Genomic DNA, 21,091 nt, shown 5'->3' with positions numbered 1-21,091 from the left:
CGATGGCTTTACGTCAGGATATTCTGGCTGAACTGGCGGAGATCGCCCCCGGTTCCGCGCTGGCCAGCGCCCGCGATACCCGTGATGCCGCGACGCAACACACACAGGGCAGCTACGACGCGCTGTTTAGCGCGGAAAACGCCGATTTCCCGGCCGATGAGCGCTTTATTGTGGCGGCGAAAGTGGCGAAATGGCACAACGCCAACGATCTGGCGGCGCATTACGCCAGTTTTGGCCTTGCCGACCCTACGTCTGCCCGCCTTTCCCCGGCGCTGGATTTTGCCCGCTTGCTCACCTTCTCACCGGTAAAAGCCACGCCGGATGCGCTGAAATCATTGGTGAGCGCAGGCTGGAATAAACAGAGCATTGTCACGCTGGCGCAACTGATCGCCTTTGTCAGTTTCCAGAGCCGGTTGTTGGTGGGGTTGCGGTTGCTGAATGGAAAACCGGCTACCGCCAGCGAGAGCGCGGCAGTTGCGGGTGCCTGGCATACCACACCGCGTACCCAGAGCGGTAAAGTCGCACCGGTGGCCTTTACCCAGCAAGAGCTGGGCTGGGAGCCGTGGATCGCGGCGAAACCACTGGCGGAATTTACGCCGGACGAACAGACGATTCTGGCAAAATTTGGCCATACCGATTCGGACTATTTTCGCTTGTTAGGGCGTAACTTACCGGTGTTGGAACAGCGCACGTTAACGGATAAAGGCATCTTTTACACCCCAGGCGGCTTGCCGCGCGCAGAGCGTGAACTGGCCGCGACGGTAGCCAGCAAGATTAACGGTTGTATCTATTGCGCCTCTGTCCATGCGCGTAAAACCAGCCAATTGTCAAAGGATGATAATGCCGTAGAGGCGTTGCTGGCCGTCCCACCGGGGAAAACGTTAAGTGAAGGACACTCGGCGCGTTGGGGCGCTGAAATTGAGAGTGCGGCGGCGTTATCGGTGACACCGCCAGCGTTAACGGCGGCCCACCTGGCGAAGCTGGATGCGCAAGGGCTGGATACGTTGCAGCAGTTGGATCTGATCCAGTCGGCGGCGTTTTTTGCCTGGGCTAACCGCCTGATGCTGACGCTCGGAGAACCCTATTTGCCGTAATGCATTTCAGAGGATCCGGCCTGCAAGGGTTTTCATCACCCGCGTTGCAGGCCGGAGAAGACGCGGGTTTACTCTGCCACAGGCTCCAGCTGGCGTGTAGCTTTACGACGGCCGTACATCAGCAAAGCCCCCATCGCGGCCAGGGACAACAGCGCGGCAGGCAGTGTGAGGTAGCTGTAGGTAAAACCAAACGTAATGATCAGCCCGCCGAACCATGCGCCAATGGCATTGCCGAGATTGAACGCCATCTGCCCGCCTGCCGCGCCAAGCATTTCACCGCCCTTCGCATTTTGCAGCAGCATAATTTGCAGCGGTGCGGAAACGGCAAACAACCCGGCGCAGCAGACAAACCCCATCGCCAGCGATGCCTGTTTATGTTCACCCAGCACAAACAACGCCAGCATTGCCAGCACCACAACCAGTTCGGTCACAACCGCAATGCGCAGCGGGCTGAATCTGACCGACAGCCTGCCGCTGAACATATTGCCCAGCACCATACCCAGCCCCATCAGCATCATGATCAGCGTCACTGAGGTGGGGGAAAAGCCGGAGATATTCACCATAAAGGGTTTGACGTAGCTGAACCAGGCAAACACCCCGGCATTACCCAGCATGGTGGCGGCAAAAATCAGCCACGGTTCCGGTTTTCGCAGAAAATGAAACTGCTCGCGCAGATGGGTTGGCGCAGTATCGTGCAGGTCCGGCACCCAGAAAATCACGGAGACAATCACCGCCGCATCGAATAACACAATCAGCATAAAGGTGTAACGCCAGCTGAATTCATGCCCCAACCAGGTACCCAGTGGGATCCCCACCAGGTTGGCGACGGTCATGCCCGCGATCATCCCGGCTACCGCCATGGTCACTTTGCCCGGCGGCGCGATTTTGGAGAGGATTATCGCGCCGACGCCAAAAATCGCACCGTGGGGAAACCCGGAGATTAACCGGCCAATCAGCAACATCGTATAGGAGCTGGAAAAGGTAAAGATGGCATTACCGAGGACGCACAACGCCACCAGAAACAGCATCACCTTTTTGAGCGAAAAGCGGCTGGAGAACAGTGCCATAATTGGTGCGCCAATGACCACGCCCACGGCGTAACCGGAGATTAAGTACCCGGCAGAAGGAATAGAGATACCGACATCCTTAGCAAGTTCGGTGAGGACGCCCATAATGCCGAACTCCGCCATGCCTAAACCAAAGGTCGCAAGTGCCAACGAAAAAACCGTTTTTTTCATACTACAGACCACTTGTTAAAAGATTGCGACACGCATTATTGACCATTCGCTGCGGGCAGACCAGTTGAAATGTCCTGGCTGGCACATTAATCCATGGATTCGGTTGCTTTTGATCTGTCTGCCATCGAACGGTGTGCGCACCACAATAAACGCAGCGGCAAACTGCCGCGCTGGCATAAACCAGGCTATGCTGAAAGGGTTCCCAACTCCATGAGCAGGCAAGCCATGCATACGCTTCGCGTTGAACGACTGTCATCCATTACTGATACGCTGGCAACCGATTTAACCCGATTGCTGGCGGAGCTTTCCCCCCACGCGCCGACGTTAAGCGTAGAAGACTTTCAGCGTGTGTTTGCGTCTGACTCAGTGCATCTGTTTGTTGCCTGGGATGATGGCGTTCCCGCCGGTATGCTGACCTTAGTCTGTGCGACACTGCTCTCTGGCAAGAAATGCATGATTGAAGATGTCATTGTTGGCAGCCAATTTCGACGCCGGGGCATCGCGACCGCGTTGCTGCGTTCCGCCCTCTCCTTCGCCTGCATTTATGCTGCGCGCTATATCGAGCTAACTTCTCGCTCTGAGCGTGAAGAGGCTCACGCGCTGTACCATAAATTTGGTTTTTTTGAGCGGCAAACGCATGTATACCGTTTAACGTTGTTAAATAAGCCGCTCATTCAATAAAAAGTGAGAAGTGTTTCGCATTTTATTTTATTACTTTCATTCATTTGCTTTATTCAGCAATAGCGTTCGCAAAATTTATTGCACCAGGAAATTCGTTGTTGTTTTTGCTTTTCTGATAATGATAATGCCTCTATCAACAAGCAACAGAGATACTAATCATGAACGTTACCCGTCAGCGTAAAACAAAACACGCACCAACCCTGATTAACAGCAAGGCCAGTTTAATACCGGAAGAACAGGCAAAGAAAGAACGTCAGACCAGAGAATATATTCGTATAATGAATAAGTTTGTCGCGGAGCACGGGGTTCTTACCGATGATGACTATTTCAGGGTCTTATGATGCGAAAACAATTTGATGTTTATCGGAATAATTCCCCAACCACCAGAAATTCAATCCCTTTTTATTTGATCGTACAGCATGATTTTTATGCGGATCTTTCTACCCGTGTAATTATTCCTTTAGTCAGAAACAGCCGTGCTCCGTGCTGGGCTGATTCTGTTGTGCCCCGCGTAAATATTGAATTCGAAAAGTTGATGCTGCATGCGCCAATGATGACGCATCTGGAAACCACAAAAATCAGAGAAAAAGATTTTGTCTGTAATTTGCGAGCGGAAAGAAACCGTATTGTGAATTCCATTGATGCGCTCATTACCAATATTTGACTCCCGAACCCCGCACCGGATCTCTCCGGAGCGGGGTTTAGCCATTAGTTAATGCCTTCCGTGCTCTCTTTTTTGGCTTCCAGTCGCTCGACCTCACGATACCAGCGCGGATGATGTTTTTGCGCCCAACGACGGCTGACCTTGCCTTCCACCATGCCTTTAATTGAGCCTTTCACCCAGAACGCCATATACATATGGATCAGGATGGCATGCATCAAAATAATTGCCGAGGTGGCGTGCAGCAGCAGACTGTAGCGGATCACCTGAATGGGGAAATAGTGCGCAAAATAAGGTCGCCAGATGATGACGCCCGTGACCAGCAGCACGGTCATCATGCTCATGATGGTCCAGAACATCATCTTTTGCCCGGCGTTGTATTTCCCGACTTTCGCCACCTTGTGCTCATTGCCTTTTAACACCTCGACAATGTTTTTCAGCCACGGCAGATCCTGCTTATCCGGGATGTTGTGATGGACAAAACGCACAAACATAAACATCAGCGCCACGAACACCACCACGCCGAAGAACGGGTGCAGAATACGCCCCATCTGCGGTGTGCCGAACGTTTCCGTCAGCCATTGCAGCGTCGGGAAGAAGAACGAAATCCCGGACAAGGCGACAAGGAAAAAGCAGACAACCACCGTCCAGTGACAGGCGCGGTCAATAAATTTGGTGCGCACAATCATTTTCGACTTACTCATGATGCTCCTCCTCGTCGTCGTCCACGTCTTTATTCGGTCCGATGCCGATGTAGTGATAAATCAGCCCGGCGAAGGTAGCGATAAACCCGGCGGCGGAGAGCGGTTTTAACACCCCTTTCCACAACCCGACCGCCGTATCGATCTGCGGATCTTTCGGCAGATTGTGGTAAAGCTGCGGTTGATCGGCATGGTGCAGCACATACATCACATGTGTACCACCGACCCCCTGTGGGTTATACAGCCCTGCATTGTCGTAACCCCGCGTTTTCAGCTTCTCAACCCGCTGTTGCCCCAGCGCCAGCATCTCCGCTTTGGTGCCGAAATGAATGGCGCCTGTCGGGCAGGTTTTCACACAGGCTGGCTCCTGCCCCACGCTGACGCGATCGACGCACAGCGTGCATTTATAGACCCGGTTATCCTCTTTATTGAGCCGCGGGACATTAAACGGACAGCCAGCGATGCAATAACCGCACCCGATGCAGCTCTCCTGCTGGAAGTCGACAATGCCGTTCGCGTACTGGATGATCGCCCCGGCGGACGGGCATGCCTTCAGGCAGCCCGGATCCGCGCAGTGCATACAACCGTCTTTGCGGATTAACCACTCCAGCTTGCCATGCTGTTCGGTTTCGCTAAAACGCATCACCGTCCAGGATTTGGCGCTGAGATCGGCAGGGTTATCGTAAACTCCGACGCAGTGCCCCACCTCATCGCGGATATCGTTCCACTCTGAACAGGCCACCTGGCAGGCTTTGCAGCCTACGCAGGTGGAGACGTCAATTAGCTTGGCGATTTCCGCCTTGTGATCGCGCGCCCGTGGGGGCGGCGTCAGCGGGTGGGTTGCGGAGCGTTTGATAATGTCCTGAGTTTCCATTGTCATACTCGCCCCTTACACCTTCTCAATATTCACTAAAAACGCCTTATATTCCGGTGTTTGCGAATTCGCATCACCGACGTTTGGCGTCAGGGTGTTGGCGATATACCCCTTCTGCGCCACGCCCTCAAAACCCCAGTGCAGCGGGATGCCGATGGTTTCCACAGGCTGACCGTGAACCTGCAAGGAACGCAGACGGCGCGTGACCACCGCCACCGCGCGGATAAACCCACGCTGGCTGCTCACCGTTACCCGATCGCCATTAGCAATGCCTTTTGCCGCTGCCAGCGTTTCGCTGATTTCAACGAACTGTTGCGGCTGAGCAATAGCGTTCAGACGCGCATGCTTGGTCCAGGTGTGGAAATGTTCGGTCAGACGATAGGTGGTGCCCACATACGGGAAGCGATCTTTTTTCCCCATCCGTTTGGCATCTTCTGCGTACAACCGGACTACCGGGCTGGAGACCACATTCGGGTGCAACGGGTTCGTGCCAATCGGGGTCTCAACCGGCTCGTAGTGCTCCGGGAAGGGGCCTTCCGCCAGCTTATCAAGCGCAAACAGGCGGCCCAGACCTTCCTGCTGCATGATAAACGGCCCGGTATTGCTGCCCGGCGGCGCGGTCGAAAAGTCCGGAATATCGTTACCGCTCCATTTCGTGCCGTTCCACTGGATCAACATCCGTTTCGCATCCCAGGGTTTGCCCTGCGGATCGGCGGAGGCGCGGTTGTACAGCACACGGCGGTTCATTGGCCATGCCCACGCCCAGCCCAGCGTATTGCCCAGCCCCGACGGATCAGCGTTATCGCGATTCGCCATCTGATTGCCCTGTTCAGTCCAGCTACCGCTGTAGATCCAGCAGGACGAAGACGTAGTGCCATCATCGCGCAGCAGGGCGAAACTGTTCAGCAGTTGCCCTTTTTTCGCCAGCAACTGACCGTTGGGATCGTACAGATCCGCCAGCGCATAGCCGTTGTTCTCTTTCGCCACCTCTTCCGCATGCGGGTTGTGCGGCTGGCTGTAGCGCCAGGACATGTTCAGCAACGGTTCCGCACCTTTTCCGCCTTCCGTACGGTACATGTCACGCAGGCGGTGGAAAATCCCGGCCAGAATTTCACCGTCGTTCAACGCTTCGCCCGGTGCATCCTGACCTTTCCAGTGCCACTGCAACCAGCGCCCGGAGTTGGCAATTGAGCCATCCTCTTCGGCAAAACAGGTCGACGGCAAACGGAACACTTCGGTGGCAATCGTCGCCGGATCAACATCATTCATCTCACCGTGGTTCTGCCAGAAAGTGGAGGTCTCCGTCACCAGCGGGTCGATCACCACCATATATTTGAGCTTGCTCAGGGTGCTGACGACGTTGTTTTTGTCCGGGAATGAGGCTACCGGGTTAAAGCCCTGGCAGATGTAGCCGGTGACTTCCCCCTTCGCCATCATGTGGAAATACTTGATGACGTCGTAAGACTGATCCCACTTCGGCAGCCAGTCGAAACCCCAGTTATTCTCTTTCTGCGCGGCATCGCCGTAGAACGACTTCATCAGACTGACAAAGAATTTCGGGTAATTGCTCCAGTAGTTCACCTGATCCGGCAGCGTCGCTTTCGGTGTATTCGCGCTCAGGTATTGCTGCAAATCCGTCTGTTTTTCCGACGGCAGCGTCAGGTAGCCCGGCAGGCTGGTCGACAGCAAACCGAGGTCCGTTAACCCCTGAATATTGGAGTGCCCGCGCAACGCATTCACCCCGCCGCCCGCCATGCCCATATTGCCCAGCAGCAACTGGATCATCGCCATGGTGCGGATGTTCTGCGCGCCCACGGTATGCTGCGTCCAGCCTAAGGCATAGAGGAAGGTGGTGGTGCGATCGGCTGCGCTGGTTGAGGCCAGCACGTTGCACACTTTCAGGAAGTCCGCTTGCGGTGTGCCGCAAATGTTCTCGACCGTTTCCGGCGTATAGCGTGCGACATGCTGTTTCAGCAGGTTCCACACACAGCGCGGGTGGCTTAAGGTGTCATCGCGTTTGGCGTAGCCGTTTTCATCAAACTGATAGTTCCATGATGACTTGTCATACTGGCGTTTCTGCGCGTCGTAACCGCTGAATAAGCCCTCGTCGAAGGCAAAATCATCCCGCACCAGCAGGCTGGCGTTGGTGTAGTGTTTGACGTATTCGGCGTTGATCTTATTATTGTCGATCAGGTAGCGCAGCACACCGGAGAGGAAGGTGATATCCGTCCCGGAGCGGATTGGCGCATAAATATCGGCCACCGATGCGGTACGCGTAAAGCGCGGATCGACCACAATCAGCGTGGCATCATTGTTATTTTTGGCTTCCATTGCCCAGCGGAAACCGACCGGGTGGGCTTCAGCGGCGTTACCGCCCATCACCATCACCACGTTGGCGTTTTTGATATCAACCCAGTGGTTGGTCATCGCACCGCGACCAAATGTTGGAGCAAGACTTGCTACCGTTGGTCCGTGTCAGACGCGCGCCTGGTTATCTACCGCCAGCATGCCGAGGGCACGCACAAATTTTTGCGTCAGCATACCGGTTTCATTGCTTGCAGCCGATGCGCAAAGCATACCCGTAGAGAGCCAGCGATTGACCGGTACCCCTGCGGCGTTGGTTTCCATAAAATGCGCATCGCGGTCATCTTTCATCAGACGGGCAATACGACTGAAGGCATCATCCCAGGAGATGCGCTGCCATTTATCCGAGCCTGGCGCGCGGTATTCCGGGTAACGCAGGCGGTTTTCGCTGTGTACGTAATCCAGCAAGCCAGCGCCTTTCGGGCACAGTGCGCCCCGGCTGACCGGGTGATCCGCATCCCCTTCAATATGGTAAATAGCCTCTTTGGCGTTTTTTGCGCCATCTCCCAGGCTATACATCACTAGCCCACAGCCCACGGAGCAGTATGTGCAGGAATTTCGGGTCTCTTTTGCGCGAAGCAATTTATAATTTCGCGTTTGAGCCAGCGCCATTTTCGGGGCAAACCCCAATGCGGCCACTGTGGTTCCTGCCATACCGCCCGCGCAGATGCGGAAAAATTGTCTGCGGCTGACGTCCATTGCTTTCCTCATTATTGGTTTTTCGACTTCGGGCGGGAAACTAAACATTCCACACGGTGTGTGAATTGCGATAAATCAATAACCGCCGGAGGCTGATACCTAATAGTCGCCACTGTCGGGTTTTTCTTATCCTTAAGGATTAGTGGGCCCGAACCGTCATTCGCGCGGGCACAATTAACTGTGTTATAAGGTGAGGTTTTGTTACGGACAATATAAGTGCAGTGATGACGAAAAAACGCGCAACGCTAATTGGTTTACTGGCGGTATTATTATGGAGCACGATGGTCGGCTTTATTCGGGCAGTCAGCGAAGGACTCGGCCCGGTGGGCGGCGCGGCCATGATCTACAGCATCAGCGGGTTGTTGTTAATTTTTACAGTGGGTTTCCCACGCCTGCGTGCGATACCCCGCCATTACCTTATTGCCGGTAGCGTTTTGTTTGTCAGCTATGAGTTGTGCCTCGCGCTCTCGCTGGGGTACGCGGATACGCGCCAGCAGGCAATTGAAGTGGGGATGGTCAATTATTTATGGCCGAGCCTGACGATTGTCTGCGCGATATTATTTAACGGGCAAAAATCCACGCGGTTAGTCGTCCCCGGTTTATTACTGGCCCTGGTTGGCGTGTGCTGGGTATTAGGCGGTGATAGCGGTCTGAATATTGCCGATATCCAACGCAATATTATTTCCAACCCGCTCAGTTACGCACTGGCCTTCGCCGGGGCATTTATTTGGGCGATTTACTGTACGGTAACCACGAAATACGCCAACGGGGCGAATGGCATTACGCTGTTTGTTTTACTGACGGCAGCAACCCTGTGGGTAAAATTTGCTCTGACGCCGCAACCTGCGATGCTCTTTACGCTGCCGGTGGTGATGAAATTAGTGATGACCGGCATCGCGCTGGGTTTTGGTTATGCGTCGTGGAATATTGGTATTTTGCACGGCAATGTGACCGTACTGGCGGCGGCGTCCTATTTTACGCCGGTGCTCTCTTCGGCGCTGGCGGCGTTTGTTTTAAGCGCCCCGCTCTCCTTCTCATTCTGGCAAGGCGCGTTAATGGTGTGCGCCGGGTCGCTGCTCTGTTGGTGGTCGACCCGCCAGGCGGCTTAACCCGGCGTTTGCTGGCGCAGGTTAAACCCTGCGCCCTCATCGTTACTGCTGTTCCGCTTTTGCCAGACTGAACCAGATCCCCATAGCCAGCACGATCAACAACACACCTGCTGTGCTCAGCGCCACGCTGTGGGAACTGATAAACGCCGTTTTTGCGGCCGCAATAATCTCCTGCGCCAGCCCTGTGTTGCTCTCCTGCGCCAGGCGGAACGCCTCACCAATCGAGGAAGATGCCTGCGCCGCTTCGTGGCTGCTCAGCCCCACCGGCAACTGGATCGAATGGGCAAAGCTGCGGCTTAAAATCAGGCCAAACACCGCAATCCCCAGCCCGGCGCCCAGTTCGTAGGACATGGTTTCAATCGCGCCCGCCGCTGCCGCTTTCTCTTTTGGCGCTGCGGCCATGATAGCCGCGGTTGATGCCAGCAATGCGCTGGCGGCGCTGAACCCCAGCAGAGCCATCAATATTCCGGCCTGCCATGGCTGCGTGGAGAAATGGGTGACCGACAGGCCGAGAAAACTGCATGCGCTTAACGCCATTCCGCCTGTCGCAACCCGCCGCAAACCCAGTCTGGACACCAGAATGCCCGCAATTGGCCCGCTAAACCCACTGGCCAGCATCACCGGCAGCATAAACACCCCGGCGGCAAACGGCGTAAAACCGTGCACAAATTGCAGCTCCTGCGCCATCAGCAGCTCAAAACCAACCAGCGTGATCATCGCCGTCATCGCCATCACGACACCGCTTAAAATCACCGGATGGGTAAACAGGCGCATATCGATCATCGGTGTTTTTGCCGCTAACTGCAGACGGACAAACGTCGCCAGCAACAGGCCGCCGACCAGCAACGTGCTGGCGATGAGCCACAGCGGCAAGGCCCCTTTCATGGCGCTTTTGGCGCTCCAGACCAGCAGCAGGATTGCCACAATCAGCCCCAGCGCCTGGTTCAGGTTTAACGGCTGTTCTTTACGCCCCTGCTGGCGTGGTACAAAGCGGGCAGTCAGCGCCATCACCACCAGTACGATCGGCACGTTAATCAGGAATACAGAGCCCCAGTAAAAGTGCTCCAGCAGCATGCCCCCGACTAAAGGCCCGAACGCGGCCCCGCCGGAGCCTACCGCCGCCCACACCCCCAGCGCGGTGTTACGATGGCGCGCCTGCGAGAAAGTGGTGCGGATCCCGGCAAGCGTTGCCGGCACAATCATCGCCGCCCCTATCGCCAGCAGCGAACGTGTGGCGATAAGCCAGCTGGCGCTGGTGGCGAAAGCCGCCAGCAGCGAAGCCGTACCGAACAGGCCGCTGCCAATCAGCAACAGGCGTTTAAAGCCGATTCTGTCACCCAGTGCGCCCATTGGCAGCACCATGCCCGCCATCACCAGCGAGTAAATATCAATTATCCATAACAGTTCATTACCGCTGGCGTTCAGTACGGTGCTGAGCGTAGGCGCAGCGACATGCAACACCGTCGCATCAATAGCGACCGGAATATACACCAACACAATAATGACCAACGTTAACCACTGACGAAACATACAACACTCCGCGTTTTATCAATCCTGGACATGCGTCCAGCATGCCGATCCTACGTAAAGTTGAACGCATGTCCAGCTTTTTGTTACACTCGGTTTCGTCTCTGTTGAGGGGAGTTTTTATGCGTTATTTACATCGTGACGATCGCCGGGAGGTGATCTTACAGGCCGCTATGCGTGTGGCGCTGGCGGACGGATTTGCCGCCATGACCGTACGGCGTATTGCTCAGGAAGCTGCTGTGGCGACGGGTCAGGTTCACCACCATTTCGCCTCGGCGAATGAACTCAAAGCGCAGGCGTTTATCCGGCTGATCGACGCCCTGCTCAATGTGGAAGTGGTGCCCGCAACGGCACCGTGGCGCGATCAATTGCATTCCATGCTCGGTAGCGATGACGGCGGGCTGGAACCCTACGTGCGCCTGTGGCGCGAAGCGCTGGTGCTGGCCGGTAAAGAGCCTGAAATCAAAGGCGCTTATCTGCTGACCATGGAAATGTGGTGCGACAAAGTCGTGGAGCTGATCGACAAAGGCCGGGCTGCAGGCGAGTTTACCGGCGGCGATGCGGCGCACGATATCGCATGGCGGCTCATTGCCTTTGTCTGCGGGATGGATGGTATTTGTATGCTGGGAATGCCAGATGTCGATGAAGTGGCCTTCAATCGCCATCTGGCGGTGATGATCACAAAAGAGCTGTGCTAAGCCTGTACACCGTGCAGCTCGAAACGCGACATCACCGTCTCCAGCTCTTGCAGGCTAAAACCGTGCTGCGCATCGTCCACACCCAGACCAAAACGGGTTTGCAAGGTTTCATACAGTGCAGCCACGTTGGTCAGCACCCTTTCCTCCTGCACCTGGCCCTGTCGCCAGTGGGTAAAATGGAAGTTGGTGAGCGTCAGTTTTACCCCGTCCGGCAAATGGCGGCACATCAGTAAATGGTGGCGAAAATGCGACGCCGGCCAGTGGGCGGAGTGAAAATTCCCCATCACAAAATCCGCCTGGTATTGCTGCCCCATTTCAAACTGGTACATGGATTGCCAGCGCTCATGGTGACGGAACTGCAACACCCAGTCGTCTCCGGCGCGCTGTAAACGGTACACGCCATGTGGTGTGATCTGTTCAATATCCGCGTGCAGTCTGATCGGCGCGGTCAGCGTTTGCCCGCCAAATCCCACATCGGCGATCCACGGCTCCCCCGCAAGCTGAACCAGCAAAATGCGGTGGGTGCGCGGCGGCATTTGCGGCGGGTTGGAGATAACGACTCTCCCCAGCAAGCTGCGCACCTCGAAGCCCACCTCTTTCAGTGCGCGTTCAAATAATCCGTTTTGTTCAAAACAGTAGCCGCCGCGGCGGGCAACCACCAGTTTTTGGAAGATCGCCTCATCGCTGAGTTCGATTTCGCGCGGTAAGACCACATCAAGGTTTTCAAAGGGAATTGCGCCGTTGTGATGCAGATGTAATGCCCGCAACGTCTCCAGCGACACATCCGGGGTATGATTCCAGCCAATACGGGCCAGATAAGCGGTCAAAAAAGGGGTCATACAGGCTCCTTATGAAAGATGTCCCTTTGTTATAACGCATTTTTTTTCCTGCACCGGCGATTTTGTGCCCTGCATTTATCGCTTTGTGCTGCGTTGCAGCAGACCCAACGCCGTGAGCATTAACAGCAACCCGGTGATCAACGTCAATGTCGCCATGGCCATCCCCTGACCCACCGATCCCTGTTCGAACTGCCGCCAGATAAACACCGCGACCGTTTGTGTTCCGGCGGGGGCCAGCAACAGTGAGGTGACCAGTTCGCGGGAAGCAATGGCAAACACCATTAACATGGCCGCCAGCATGGCCGGAAAGATCAGTGGGAGCACGATCAGGCGCAGTGCCTGCAAGGCGCTGGCACCGTGTACCCGTGCCGCAGGCTCAAGATTGCCGCCGAGCTGACGCATGGCGCTACTGATATAACGCACCGGCCAGGGCAGCAGCAGGCAGCAATAGGAGAGCAGCAAAATCCCCCACGTGTTGTAAGGGGAAACCGGCCAGAACGCACGGTTCCACATCAGGATCAGCCCCACTCCAACCACGACCCCCGGCAGCGCCGCGGGCATCAGCGAGAGCGCATCGATGATTGCGCGCCCTTTTATCTTCTGTAATACCACCAGCCAGGCAATGCACAGCCCCAGTAAACCGGTGAACAGCGCCGCCGCCAGCGCCAGCGACAGACTGGTGCCGAGCGCCCAAAGCGCATCGCCCCGTTCGGCGAACAGCGCAGCAAAATGTTTCACTGTCAAATTATCGAGCGACAGGCCAGCCGAGAGCGTTGAACTGAATCCGGTGATTGCCATCGACAAACCCGGCAACACCACTGCAATCAAGCCGACCAGCGCCATGATAATGACGACCGGTATGCCTGCCAGTCCGAGCCGTGCACCCACGTGTTCCGTGGGTTTACCCGAGACGCTGGTGACGTCGCTGTCGCCGGTGAGTTTGCGTTGCAGCCACCATCCGCCCAGCGCAATGGCGATCAGCACAACGGAGAGCAGCGCGGCACCCGGCATGTCGATGGGCCAGTCGGCCAGCTTCTCTTCAATCCCCACCGTCAGCATCACCACGCCGGCACGCGTCCCCAGTGCGGCGGGAACGCCGTACTCTTCCACCGCAAGGGTAAACGCCAGCAGCATCCCGGCAGCCAGTGCGGGAGATAGCAGCGGCAATGTGATATGGCAAAATGCTCGCCATGGCGTCGCACCGTGGACGCGCGCCACCTGCGCGAGGCGTTGCCCGCTGGCGAGCAGGCTGCGTGACACGGCGAAATAGACCACCGGGAAAATATTCAGCGTCATCACCAGCACAATCCCGCTTTTGCTGAACAGCAGATTATTCAGGTCAAGGCCGGTAAGCTGCATCAGATATCCCTGCGTTTGCAGGATCAGCATCCATGACAAGGCGGCAATATAGGGCGGCGTGAGGAACGGGATCAAAAACAGCAGATCCCACAGTTTTGGCCACGGCACATCGAATAACCCCCGCACGATGCCGAGCGGCAAGCCAATCAGCATGCTGAGTAGCGCAACACCGGTGGCAATGTGTAGCGTACCGCTGAACATAGCGGGCAGTTGCGGTTCCGCCAGCAGCGCAGGCACCCCGGCGAACGCGTCGTTGAATGTTCCCGCGCTGAAATGCGGGAAAACAGCCTGCAACACAATAAACAGTAACGGTAGCGCCACCAACAGCGCCAGCAGCGCCATCGTCACCCGCGCAATCATTTTCTGGTTCACAGCGGCGATCCTGAAAGCGGGGTTACCCCCGCCTAAATGAGAAGGGAATTACTGCGCAAACAGCGCATTAAAGCGCTTCAGCACCTCGCCGCGTTCGCTGGCGCCACCGCTTTGTGTCGGCAGCACCTTCAGTTCGGTAAACAGCGGGCGTTTCGCTTCAACGTCGGTACGGGCAGGCATTAGCCAGGCATCGGCAACCATTTTCTGCCCCTCCGGCGACAGCACATAGTCCACGAATGCTTTGGCGTCATCCGCATGCTGCGTGGTTTTGAGGATCATCATCGGGCGCGGCGCAATGACCGTGCCGCTGGCCGGGAAGATCACTTTCAGCGATTCACCCTGCGCAATATTGCCGTAGGTGACGTAATCCACCGCGCCAAATACCGCCGCTTTCGCGCCTTGCATCACCGGCGTTACGGCCTGGGCGTTCGGACCGCTCACCACCATGCCGTTTTGTTTCAGGGCGTCGAACAACTGCCAGGCTTTCTCACCCATGCCGTTTTGCAGGCCAATCAGCAGATCCAGCGACGCGCCAGAGAGCGCCGGATCCGGCGTGGTCACTTTATCTTTAAAATCGGCGGTGGTCAGATCCTGCCACTCTTTCGGTTCCGGGGTACCGCTTTTGCTGTTCCACACAATGCCCAGTGCGGAAACGCCTTGCGCAATGTAGTCCGCACTTTTCAGCGTCTCTGGCACTTTCGCGGCGTTCGCACTGCTAAACGGCAGCAACCAGCCCCGGTTATGCAGATCTTCTGCGGTGTCCCAGGAGGCGGAGATCAAAATGTCCGCCTGCGGATTGGCCTGTTCCGCTTCCAGTCTCGCCATCACTTTGCCGGTGGTGGCCTGGAAGATATTGACCTTCACCCCGGTCTTCTGTTCAAAACCGCTGGCAAGGCTTTTCGCAAGCGACCCAGGGCCTGCGGTATAGACGGTCAGCGCATGCGCGCTGGACATCATCATGGATGACAACACCATGGCTAAAGCGACTCCTTTTTTGACGGACAGTATGGCTTTCATGCAATTTCCCCTGAGGATGATGTAACGGTGCGTTCAGATTCAACATTGCCAGCGGCGAGGTGCACAATGCGGTCGGCAAGCCATTCCGCTTCCCGGCGATCGTGGGTGACATAGACGGCAGTGGTGCCGATTTGGCGCAGTAATTGCGCCATCTCATGGCATAAGGATTCGCGCAGTGCGCTGTCGAGATTGGAGAGCGGCTCATCAAACAGCAACACACGGGGTTCGGCGACAATGGCGCGCGCCAGCGCGACGCGCTGCTGCTGCCCGCCGGACAACCCTGCGGGTTTACGCCCGGCAAATGCCGCCAGCCCGACTCTTTCCAGTGCCTGCATTACGCGTTGCTCACGCTCTGCGCGCGGAACATTGCGCATCTTCAACGGAAAGGCGACGTTTTGCGCCACGCTCATATGTGGCCACAGGGCGTAATCCTGAAAGACCATGCCAATGTCGCGCGCTTCAGGCGGTAACGACCAGCCTGCTTTCGCTACCAGGCGATCGCCAAACCAGATCTCGCCGCACGCGGGTTCAGCCAGCCCGGCCAGCAGTCGCAACAGCGTACTTTTGCCGCAGCCGGAAGGCCCAAGCAACGCAACGACGCTACCGGGTTGAATATGCAAGTCGATGTGATTGAGAACGGTGTGTGCGCCGAACGCGTAGGAGACACCTTTAAGGCGGATATCAGTGAACGCATCCATCAGCAGGCTCCCGCAGCGGGAAGCCGTGACTGACCCATGAGCCGCAGCCCACAGGACGCGTCCACCTGCACAAACGTCAGGGGAGCAAACATGTTGTTATCCTCTTTGGGATTTGATTCGGCTGACTATAGGCAGGGAATATGACGAAGAAATGACGTGAATATTGCGCGTTGATTTTTAACAGAATGTCTAAAATGATAGGCATACCTCTCTTTACCCATAAAAAGGCAATATCGTGCGTATAGCAACGATCACTAATTTTGCTTATGTCGCCACGGTGGTCTTAACGCTGACATCCGGCGTGGCGTTATTTCTGGCGTCCAGTGCGGAGCGCGAAGAACGCGCCGCTGTGGCGCAAAACCGTGTTTTCGATTCACTCACCGATGATCTGGAAAAAGAAGCGTACGCCCTCACCGACCTGGCGCGCGATGCGGTGATAAAAAAGCAACCTGAAACGATACAGAGCTGGAAAACCCGCGAAGAGCAGGATGTGGAACTGGAGAACCACCTGATTGCGCTGCACGATAATGGCGCGTCCGATGCCGAGATCCTGATATTGCGCGATGGCATTTCGACGCTGGATCAGCTTGAAGATGAACAACGCATCGCCATTGCCAATATGGAGGCTGGTAAAGTCAGTGAGGCCATGGAGTTGCTGTTTAGCGCGAACTATGAAGAGCGCCTTTCGGAAACGGAGTATCGTTTCGCCCATTTTCGCAGCCTTGCCGATCAACGCACCCAGACGGCCATTAACGAAGCCACTGAGCGATCGTTACGTTTGCGTACACTGTCGGAAATCATGGTCGGTCTGACGGCGGTCCTGTTTCTCTTTGTCCTCGGTTTTATTATCAAACATCGCATTCTGCGCCCGGTGGTCACGCTGAGCGATGTGGTTAACCGCCTGGCGACGCAGGATTACGCCGTGGAAGCGCCAGTGCTGGCGCAGGTGGATGAAATTGGCGATATGGCGCAGGCGATCCGCGTATTTCGCGAAAACGGTCTGGCCCGCCAGCGTCTGGAGCAGGAGCGCGATGCGGAATGGGGAACGCGGACGCTACTGGCACGCATGACGCAGCGCTTGCAGGGCTGCGACTCCCACAGTGCGATCATCAAAGTCGTCAGCCGTTTCGCCCCTCGGATCATTCCGGATATGGGCGGTCGTTTGTATCTTCTCGATAAACGAACCGGACGGATGAAATGTGTCGCGCGCTGGGGGCTGCCGCCGGGCGAAGATCCGGCTTTTTCACCCGACAGTTGCTGGGCGCTGAAACGCGGGCAATTGCACTGCCCCAGTAAAGACGCGGTGGATATGCCCTGCGAACATATTTCGCCGGAGATTGCGCCACGGGCGATTTGTGTGCCGCTGAACGCGCAGAATAAGAGCATTGGTCTGCTGACTTTCGATAACTACACGCCGGATAAAGAGCCGCCGTATATCTATCTGGAATTGTTAGCGGAAACGCTGGCACTGGCGTTAGCCAACCAGATCCTGCGCGATACGCTGACCGAGAAAGCGACCTTTGACTCGCTGACCGGGTTGCGTAACCGCCACAGTCTGGATGAGACGCTGCGCAGTATGATCGATCAGGCAATGGTGGAAGGCACGATGCTGAGTTGCCTGATGGTGGATGTCGATTACTTCAAAAAACTCAATGACCTGCATGGGCATGAGGCGGGAGATAAGGTCTTGCGCGAGCTCTCGCGTTTGATTACCGATGTGCTGGGTGACAAAGGGCTCGCCTTCCGTTACGGAGGTGAAGAGTTCCTGCTGATCCTGCCAGATACCAATGAGTCGCAGGCCATGAGCGTTGCAGAATTGCTGCTGAATACGGTGTTGAACCATCTGATGCTGTACGAATCGCAGGATATCGGCCCGGTTTCGGTTTCCATCGGGCTGGCGACCTGGCCGCGCCATGCCAGGGCGGATAACCTGGTGCGGGCCGCGGATCTGGCGCTCTATCTCGCCAAAGAACAAGGACGCGGGCAAATTGTTGTTGCCCGCAATGCTGATAACCACCGAACGGAGTAACCGTGATGAGTCATTTTCGCCCCGTGGCGCTGGAGCATGCCAGCCGTTTGCTGAACCACGGCCCGACCATTTTAATTACCAGCCGTGATGAGCAGATCGACCGCCGCAATGTGATGGCGGCGGCATGGTCAATGCCGGTGGAATTCTCTCCACCGCGTATTGCCATTGTGGTAGACAAAAGCGCCTGGTCACGTGAGTTGATTGAACGTAGCGGCATGTTTGGCATTGTGGTGCCGGGCGTGGCGGCGACAAACTGGAGTTATGCCGTTGGCAGCGTGACCGGGCGTGATGAAGATAAATTTAACTGCTACGGCATCCCGGCGTTTGCCGGGCCGGTGCTCGGCCTGCCGGTGATTGAAGAAAAATGCCTGGCCTGGATGGAGTGTCGCTTGCTGCCGCCCACTGCCGCGCAGGAGAAGTACGACACGATGTTTGGCGAAGTGGTGTCGGCGGCGGCAGATGACCGCGCCTTTATTAACGGGCGCTGGCAGTTTGATGACGACAAACTCAATACGATCCATCACCTTGGTGGCGGCACGTTCGTCACCAGCGGCAAGCGTATTACCGCTGGTGAATAATGTTCCCCACGACGTGGTTACTTCTTGGGCAGTGCAGCTATCCAGTTCATTGCCAGTTCTGGCCAGAGGGCGGCAGGCTGGTTTTTCACACCGCGAATGCCAAAACCGTGCTGACCGTGGCTGAACAGATGCAGCTCTGTCTGCACGTTGTGCGCATGCAGGGCGTTAAACATCACCAACGAGTTCGCCACCGGCACGGAAGGATCGTCGACCGCGTGCAGTAAAAAAGTCGGCGGTGTTTGCGCCGTAACATTCAGCTCAGGTGAGTAATGCTTAATCTGTTCGGCTGTCGGTGTATCGCCAATCAGTGCCTTACGCGATCCCGCATGGGCAATCGCCGCGTCCATGGAAATCACCGGATAGCCCAGCACGACAAAGTCCGGGCGTGCGCTTTGCCGATCGATGGCATCCACAGGCGGGTAAACGGCTTCGTCGTAACGGGTTTCGAGGCTGGCAGCAACATGTCCACCGGCGGAAAAGCCCATCACGCCAATGTGCTGCGGGTTTATCTTCCATTCGCCCGCGCGCGCTCGCAGGGTTCGTAGCGCTCTTTGTGCATCTGCCAGCGGCGCATTAGCCCCTTCCGCATGCCCGTCTTCCGGCATCCTGTAGGTCATCACAAACAAGGTATAGCCCCGATCATTAAAAGGTTGGGCTAAATCGCTGCCTTCTTTGTCCAGCACCACGCGTTTATACGATCCGCCGGGCGTCACCAGCAGCGCAACCCCGTTGGGGTTTTTCGGCAGGTAAACGGTCACTTGCGGCGCGCGGATTCCGGTGACAGCGCGATCCGGCAACGCCGGATCTTTGCTGCGTTCGGTTAAGGTAAAGCTGACCGGGCTGTTTTTCGCGCCGGGCGCATCACCGGATGGCCAGACCGGGAATGTGGTTTGCGCGGCGAGCGCAACCTGCGAGGTCAGCAGCAAGGTGATGGCAAGTAACTGAGGTTTATACGACATAGGCATCTCCATAGCGAAAATGCCTGTTTATCATTTACCCCGTGCGGGAAACCCGAACTACTGCACAAAACGGGGTTTCACTATTATTGAAATGATCAGCTTGCGGCGATGGCGCGAATCACCGCTGCGGTGACGTCATGCGTGGTGGCGGTGCCGCCCACATCCGGCGTCATGATCCCTTCGGCGCTCACCTGCTCTACCGCCGCCATCAGCCGCTGCGCTGCCCCGGCTTCGCCCAGGTGTTCCAGCATTTGCGCGGCGGTCCAGAAACTGGCGACCGGGTTAGCAATCCCCTTGCCGGTAATATCAAACGCGGAACCGTGGATCGGTTCAAACATCGACGGGAAACGCCGCTCCGGGTCGATATTTGCGGTGGGCGCAACACCCAGACTGCCCGCCAGCGCACCGGCCAGGTCAGAAAGAATATCGGCATGCAGGTTGGTCGCGACGATGGTATCCAGCGTTTGCGGGTGCAGGGTCATGCGGACGGTCATTGCATCAACCAGCATTTTATCCCAGTGCACATCCGGAAATTCCTGCGCCACCTCCTGCGCGATTTCATCCCACATCACCATGCCGTGACGCTGGGCATTGGACTTGGTGACGACGGTAAGCAGTTTGCGCGGACGGGACTGCGCCAGTTTGAAGGCGTAACGCATAATGCGTGTGACCCCGGTGCGGGTAAAGATTGCCACTTCAGTACCCACCTCTTCCGGTAAACCTTTGTGCGCCCGCCCGCCGTGGCCGGAGTATTCACCTTCAGAGTTTTCGCGCACGATCACCCAATCCAGCGTCCCCGGTTTGGCGTGGCGCAGCGGCGACTGAATACCCGGCAGGATTTTGGTGGGACGCACGTTGGCATATTGATCAAAGCCCTGACAGATCGGTAAGCGTAACCCCCAGAGCGTGATGTGATCCGCCACATCCGGCGCGCCAACCGCGCCAAAGTAGATGGCATCAAATTTTTTCAGTTGCGCGAGACCGTCTTCCGGCATCATCACGCCGTGGGTTTTGTAATATTCCGAACCCCATTCAAAAGTGTGAACGGCAAATTCGATGTCGCCCTGCCGTTTTGCCAGTACGTGCAGCACCTCCACGCCAGCAGAGATCACTTCCGGGCCAATGCCATCTGCGGGAATGGCGGCGATTGCGTACGTTTTCATGGGTATCTCCTTGTCATTGGTGTTATGACGAGTATGCAGAGATCCCCGGGGCTTTCAGCGGCACGGAATTATACAAAAAATCGCAATAATGAGAGTTGGTCTAACGTGTTGAATCAGAGGAATAAAAATGCCCACAAAAGCGGTGTGGGCAGCGGGAGATTTACATATCGTAGCCGGGTTTTTTGATCAATTGCGCCATCTGCGGGGCGATATCCGTATCCCAGACCTGCGTTTTCCAGTCGTCCGGCGCGACCTGATTCAGGGCGACGCTGATGGAACTCTCTTTGCTGTTCAGATGGCGAATAATCACCCCGGCGATATCCTCCGCCAGCGCGGCTTTTTGCTCATCATTCAGCTCGCGGGGAAAACATTTGATATCAACGTGCGGCATAGCAAACTCCTTATTTTATGAGATCGCTACAGTAGCACAG

The 21,091-nt window shown here is 56.3% G+C and carries 20 protein-coding genes; 8 read left to right on the top strand and 12 right to left on the bottom strand.

Annotation, left to right across the window (positions count from 1 at the left end):
• The first annotated feature begins 2 nt into the window (after window positions 1–2).
• A complete protein-coding gene (locus N7922_RS12565) occupies window positions 3–1,094 on the top strand; it encodes an alkylhydroperoxidase domain protein (RefSeq protein WP_263096562.1) in 1,092 nt (363 codons plus the stop codon).
• Between the two features lie 68 nt (window positions 1,095–1,162).
• Here the strand turns inward: N7922_RS12565 and araJ are convergent, their stop codons facing one another.
• Window positions 1,163–2,332: an MFS transporter AraJ gene (gene araJ, locus N7922_RS12560; protein ID WP_263096561.1), complete on the bottom strand. Its 1,170-nt coding sequence runs from the start codon at window positions 2,330–2,332 to the stop codon at window positions 1,163–1,165.
• Window positions 2,333–2,425: 93 nt separating this feature from the next.
• On the opposite strand from araJ, the gene N7922_RS12555 reads away from it, so the two are divergent.
• The 3 genes from N7922_RS12555 (at window position 2,426) to N7922_RS12545 (ending at window position 3,677) form a co-directional block, all read left to right on the top strand.
• Complete coding sequence (locus tag N7922_RS12555) at window positions 2,426–3,013, top strand: GNAT family N-acetyltransferase (RefSeq protein ID WP_263096560.1); 588 nt, start codon at window positions 2,426–2,428, stop codon at window positions 3,011–3,013.
• Between the two features lie 158 nt (window positions 3,014–3,171).
• The gene (locus N7922_RS12550) at window positions 3,172–3,354 is read left to right on the top strand and encodes a hypothetical protein (RefSeq protein ID WP_263096559.1); all 183 of its coding nucleotides are present in this window, start codon (window positions 3,172–3,174) and stop codon (window positions 3,352–3,354) included.
• The gene (locus N7922_RS12545; RefSeq protein ID WP_263096557.1) at window positions 3,351–3,677 is read left to right on the top strand and encodes a CcdB family protein; all 327 of its coding nucleotides are present in this window, start codon (window positions 3,351–3,353) and stop codon (window positions 3,675–3,677) included. The genes N7922_RS12550 and N7922_RS12545 overlap by 4 nt, the downstream gene beginning before the upstream one ends.
• Window positions 3,678–3,721: 44 nt before the next feature.
• On the opposite strand, the gene fdnI is transcribed toward N7922_RS12545, so the two are convergent.
• Genes fdnI through fdnG form a run of 3 tightly spaced genes read right to left on the bottom strand, consistent with a single transcriptional unit; the run spans window position 3,722 to window position 8,312 of the window.
• Entirely contained in the window at window positions 3,722–4,378 is a 657-nt protein-coding gene (gene fdnI / locus N7922_RS12540) for a formate dehydrogenase-N subunit gamma (RefSeq protein ID WP_263096556.1), read from the bottom strand.
• Entirely contained in the window at window positions 4,371–5,255 is an 885-nt protein-coding gene (gene fdxH, locus N7922_RS12535) for a formate dehydrogenase subunit beta (RefSeq protein WP_263096555.1), read from the bottom strand. Before fdxH ends, fdnI begins: the two co-directional genes overlap by 8 nt.
• Before the next feature lie 9 nt (window positions 5,256–5,264).
• Window positions 5,265–8,312 (bottom strand): formate dehydrogenase-N subunit alpha, encoded by a 3,048-nt coding sequence (fdnG, locus tag N7922_RS12530; RefSeq protein ID WP_263096554.1) that lies wholly within the window; start codon window positions 8,310–8,312, stop codon window positions 5,265–5,267.
• Window positions 8,313–8,536: 224 nt separating this feature from the next.
• On the opposite strand from fdnG, the gene yddG reads away from it, so the two are divergent.
• On the top strand, window positions 8,537–9,421 hold the full coding sequence (gene yddG, locus N7922_RS12525; RefSeq protein WP_263096553.1) for an aromatic amino acid DMT transporter YddG: 885 nt from the start codon (window positions 8,537–8,539) through the stop codon (window positions 9,419–9,421).
• A 42-nt stretch (window positions 9,422–9,463) separates the two neighbouring features.
• Here the strand turns inward: yddG and N7922_RS12520 are convergent, their stop codons facing one another.
• Window positions 9,464–10,951, bottom strand: coding sequence for an MFS transporter (locus N7922_RS12520; RefSeq protein WP_263096552.1), 1,488 nt, complete (start codon window positions 10,949–10,951; stop codon window positions 9,464–9,466).
• 119 nt (window positions 10,952–11,070) lie between these two features.
• Between N7922_RS12520 and N7922_RS12515 the strand changes: the two genes are divergently transcribed.
• On the top strand, window positions 11,071–11,646 hold the full coding sequence (locus tag N7922_RS12515; RefSeq protein ID WP_263096551.1) for a TetR family transcriptional regulator: 576 nt from the start codon (window positions 11,071–11,073) through the stop codon (window positions 11,644–11,646).
• Here the strand turns inward: N7922_RS12515 and nhoA are convergent.
• From nhoA to N7922_RS12495, 4 genes are all read right to left on the bottom strand, one after another.
• On the bottom strand, window positions 11,643–12,485 hold the full coding sequence (gene nhoA / locus N7922_RS12510) for an N-hydroxyarylamine O-acetyltransferase (RefSeq protein ID WP_263096550.1): 843 nt from the start codon (window positions 12,483–12,485) through the stop codon (window positions 11,643–11,645). The two genes, N7922_RS12515 and nhoA, sit on opposite strands and share 4 nt — an antisense overlap.
• Window positions 12,486–12,560: 75 nt before the next feature.
• A complete protein-coding gene (locus N7922_RS12505; protein WP_411554272.1) occupies window positions 12,561–14,204 on the bottom strand; it encodes an ABC transporter permease in 1,644 nt (547 codons plus the stop codon).
• 60 nt (window positions 14,205–14,264) lie between these two features.
• The gene (locus N7922_RS12500; protein WP_263096548.1) at window positions 14,265–15,233 is read right to left on the bottom strand and encodes an ABC transporter substrate-binding protein; all 969 of its coding nucleotides are present in this window, start codon (window positions 15,231–15,233) and stop codon (window positions 14,265–14,267) included.
• The gene (locus N7922_RS12495) at window positions 15,230–15,931 is read right to left on the bottom strand and encodes an ABC transporter ATP-binding protein (protein ID WP_263096547.1); all 702 of its coding nucleotides are present in this window, start codon (window positions 15,929–15,931) and stop codon (window positions 15,230–15,232) included. The genes N7922_RS12500 and N7922_RS12495 overlap by 4 nt, the downstream gene beginning before the upstream one ends.
• A gap of 235 nt (window positions 15,932–16,166) precedes the next feature.
• Here N7922_RS12495 and N7922_RS12490 point away from each other — a divergent pair, with 235 nt between their 5' ends.
• Both N7922_RS12490 and N7922_RS12485 read left to right on the top strand, forming a co-directional pair.
• The gene (locus tag N7922_RS12490; RefSeq protein ID WP_263096546.1) at window positions 16,167–17,960 is read left to right on the top strand and encodes a diguanylate cyclase; all 1,794 of its coding nucleotides are present in this window, start codon (window positions 16,167–16,169) and stop codon (window positions 17,958–17,960) included.
• A 5-nt stretch (window positions 17,961–17,965) separates the two neighbouring features.
• Window positions 17,966–18,538 (top strand): flavin reductase family protein, encoded by a 573-nt coding sequence (locus tag N7922_RS12485; RefSeq protein WP_263096545.1) that lies wholly within the window; start codon window positions 17,966–17,968, stop codon window positions 18,536–18,538.
• Window positions 18,539–18,555: 17 nt separating this feature from the next.
• On the opposite strand, the gene N7922_RS12480 is transcribed toward N7922_RS12485, so the two are convergent.
• The 3 genes from N7922_RS12480 to pptA all read right to left on the bottom strand — a co-directional run bounded on the left by N7922_RS12480 (window position 18,556) and on the right by pptA (window position 21,051).
• Window positions 18,556–19,497, bottom strand: a complete 942-nt coding sequence (locus tag N7922_RS12480; protein ID WP_263096544.1) for an alpha/beta hydrolase — start codon at window positions 19,495–19,497, stop codon at window positions 18,556–18,558.
• 95 nt (window positions 19,498–19,592) lie between these two features.
• Complete coding sequence (locus tag N7922_RS12475) at window positions 19,593–20,660, bottom strand: tartrate dehydrogenase (RefSeq protein WP_263096543.1); 1,068 nt, start codon at window positions 20,658–20,660, stop codon at window positions 19,593–19,595.
• Between the two features lie 160 nt (window positions 20,661–20,820).
• On the bottom strand, window positions 20,821–21,051 hold the full coding sequence (gene pptA, locus N7922_RS12470; protein ID WP_088237569.1) for a tautomerase PptA: 231 nt from the start codon (window positions 21,049–21,051) through the stop codon (window positions 20,821–20,823).
• Window positions 21,052–21,091: the final 40 nt, after the last annotated feature.

The sequence above is a fragment of the Kosakonia sp. ML.JS2a genome (assembly GCF_025642095.1).
Classification (GTDB): Bacteria; Pseudomonadota; Gammaproteobacteria; order Enterobacterales; family Enterobacteriaceae.
Note: the sequence above shows the minus strand (reverse complement) of the source record. Positions and strands in the feature narration are given on the sequence as shown.

Coding starts and splice junctions, on each gene's coding strand:
- N7922_RS12485 (WP_263096545.1), top strand. CDS start 17,966: ATGAGTCATTTTCGCCCCGTGGCGCTGGAGCATGCCAGCCGTTTGCTG.
- N7922_RS12520 (WP_263096552.1), bottom strand. CDS start 10,951: ATGTTTCGTCAGTGGTTAACGTTGGTCATTATTGTGTTGGTGTATATT.
- N7922_RS12500 (WP_263096548.1), bottom strand. CDS start 15,233: ATGAAAGCCATACTGTCCGTCAAAAAAGGAGTCGCTTTAGCCATGGTG.
- N7922_RS12565 (WP_263096562.1), top strand. CDS start 3: ATGGCTTTACGTCAGGATATTCTGGCTGAACTGGCGGAGATCGCCCCC.
- araJ (WP_263096561.1), bottom strand. CDS start 2,332: ATGAAAAAAACGGTTTTTTCGTTGGCACTTGCGACCTTTGGTTTAGGC.
- fdnI (WP_263096556.1), bottom strand. CDS start 4,378: ATGAGTAAGTCGAAAATGATTGTGCGCACCAAATTTATTGACCGCGCC.
- yddG (WP_263096553.1), top strand. CDS start 8,537: ATGACGAAAAAACGCGCAACGCTAATTGGTTTACTGGCGGTATTATTA.
- N7922_RS12555 (WP_263096560.1), top strand. CDS start 2,426: ATGGATTCGGTTGCTTTTGATCTGTCTGCCATCGAACGGTGTGCGCAC.
- N7922_RS12515 (WP_263096551.1), top strand. CDS start 11,071: ATGCGTTATTTACATCGTGACGATCGCCGGGAGGTGATCTTACAGGCC.
- N7922_RS12495 (WP_263096547.1), bottom strand. CDS start 15,931: ATGGATGCGTTCACTGATATCCGCCTTAAAGGTGTCTCCTACGCGTTC.
- N7922_RS12505 (WP_411554272.1), bottom strand. CDS start 14,204: ATGATTGCGCGGGTGACGATGGCGCTGCTGGCGCTGTTGGTGGCGCTA.
- nhoA (WP_263096550.1), bottom strand. CDS start 12,485: ATGACCCCTTTTTTGACCGCTTATCTGGCCCGTATTGGCTGGAATCAT.
- N7922_RS12550 (WP_263096559.1), top strand. CDS start 3,172: ATGAACGTTACCCGTCAGCGTAAAACAAAACACGCACCAACCCTGATT.
- N7922_RS12475 (WP_263096543.1), bottom strand. CDS start 20,660: ATGAAAACGTACGCAATCGCCGCCATTCCCGCAGATGGCATTGGCCCG.
- pptA (WP_088237569.1), bottom strand. CDS start 21,051: ATGCCGCACGTTGATATCAAATGTTTTCCCCGCGAGCTGAATGATGAG.
- N7922_RS12545 (WP_263096557.1), top strand. CDS start 3,351: ATGATGCGAAAACAATTTGATGTTTATCGGAATAATTCCCCAACCACC.
- N7922_RS12480 (WP_263096544.1), bottom strand. CDS start 19,497: ATGTCGTATAAACCTCAGTTACTTGCCATCACCTTGCTGCTGACCTCG.
- fdxH (WP_263096555.1), bottom strand. CDS start 5,255: ATGACAATGGAAACTCAGGACATTATCAAACGCTCCGCAACCCACCCG.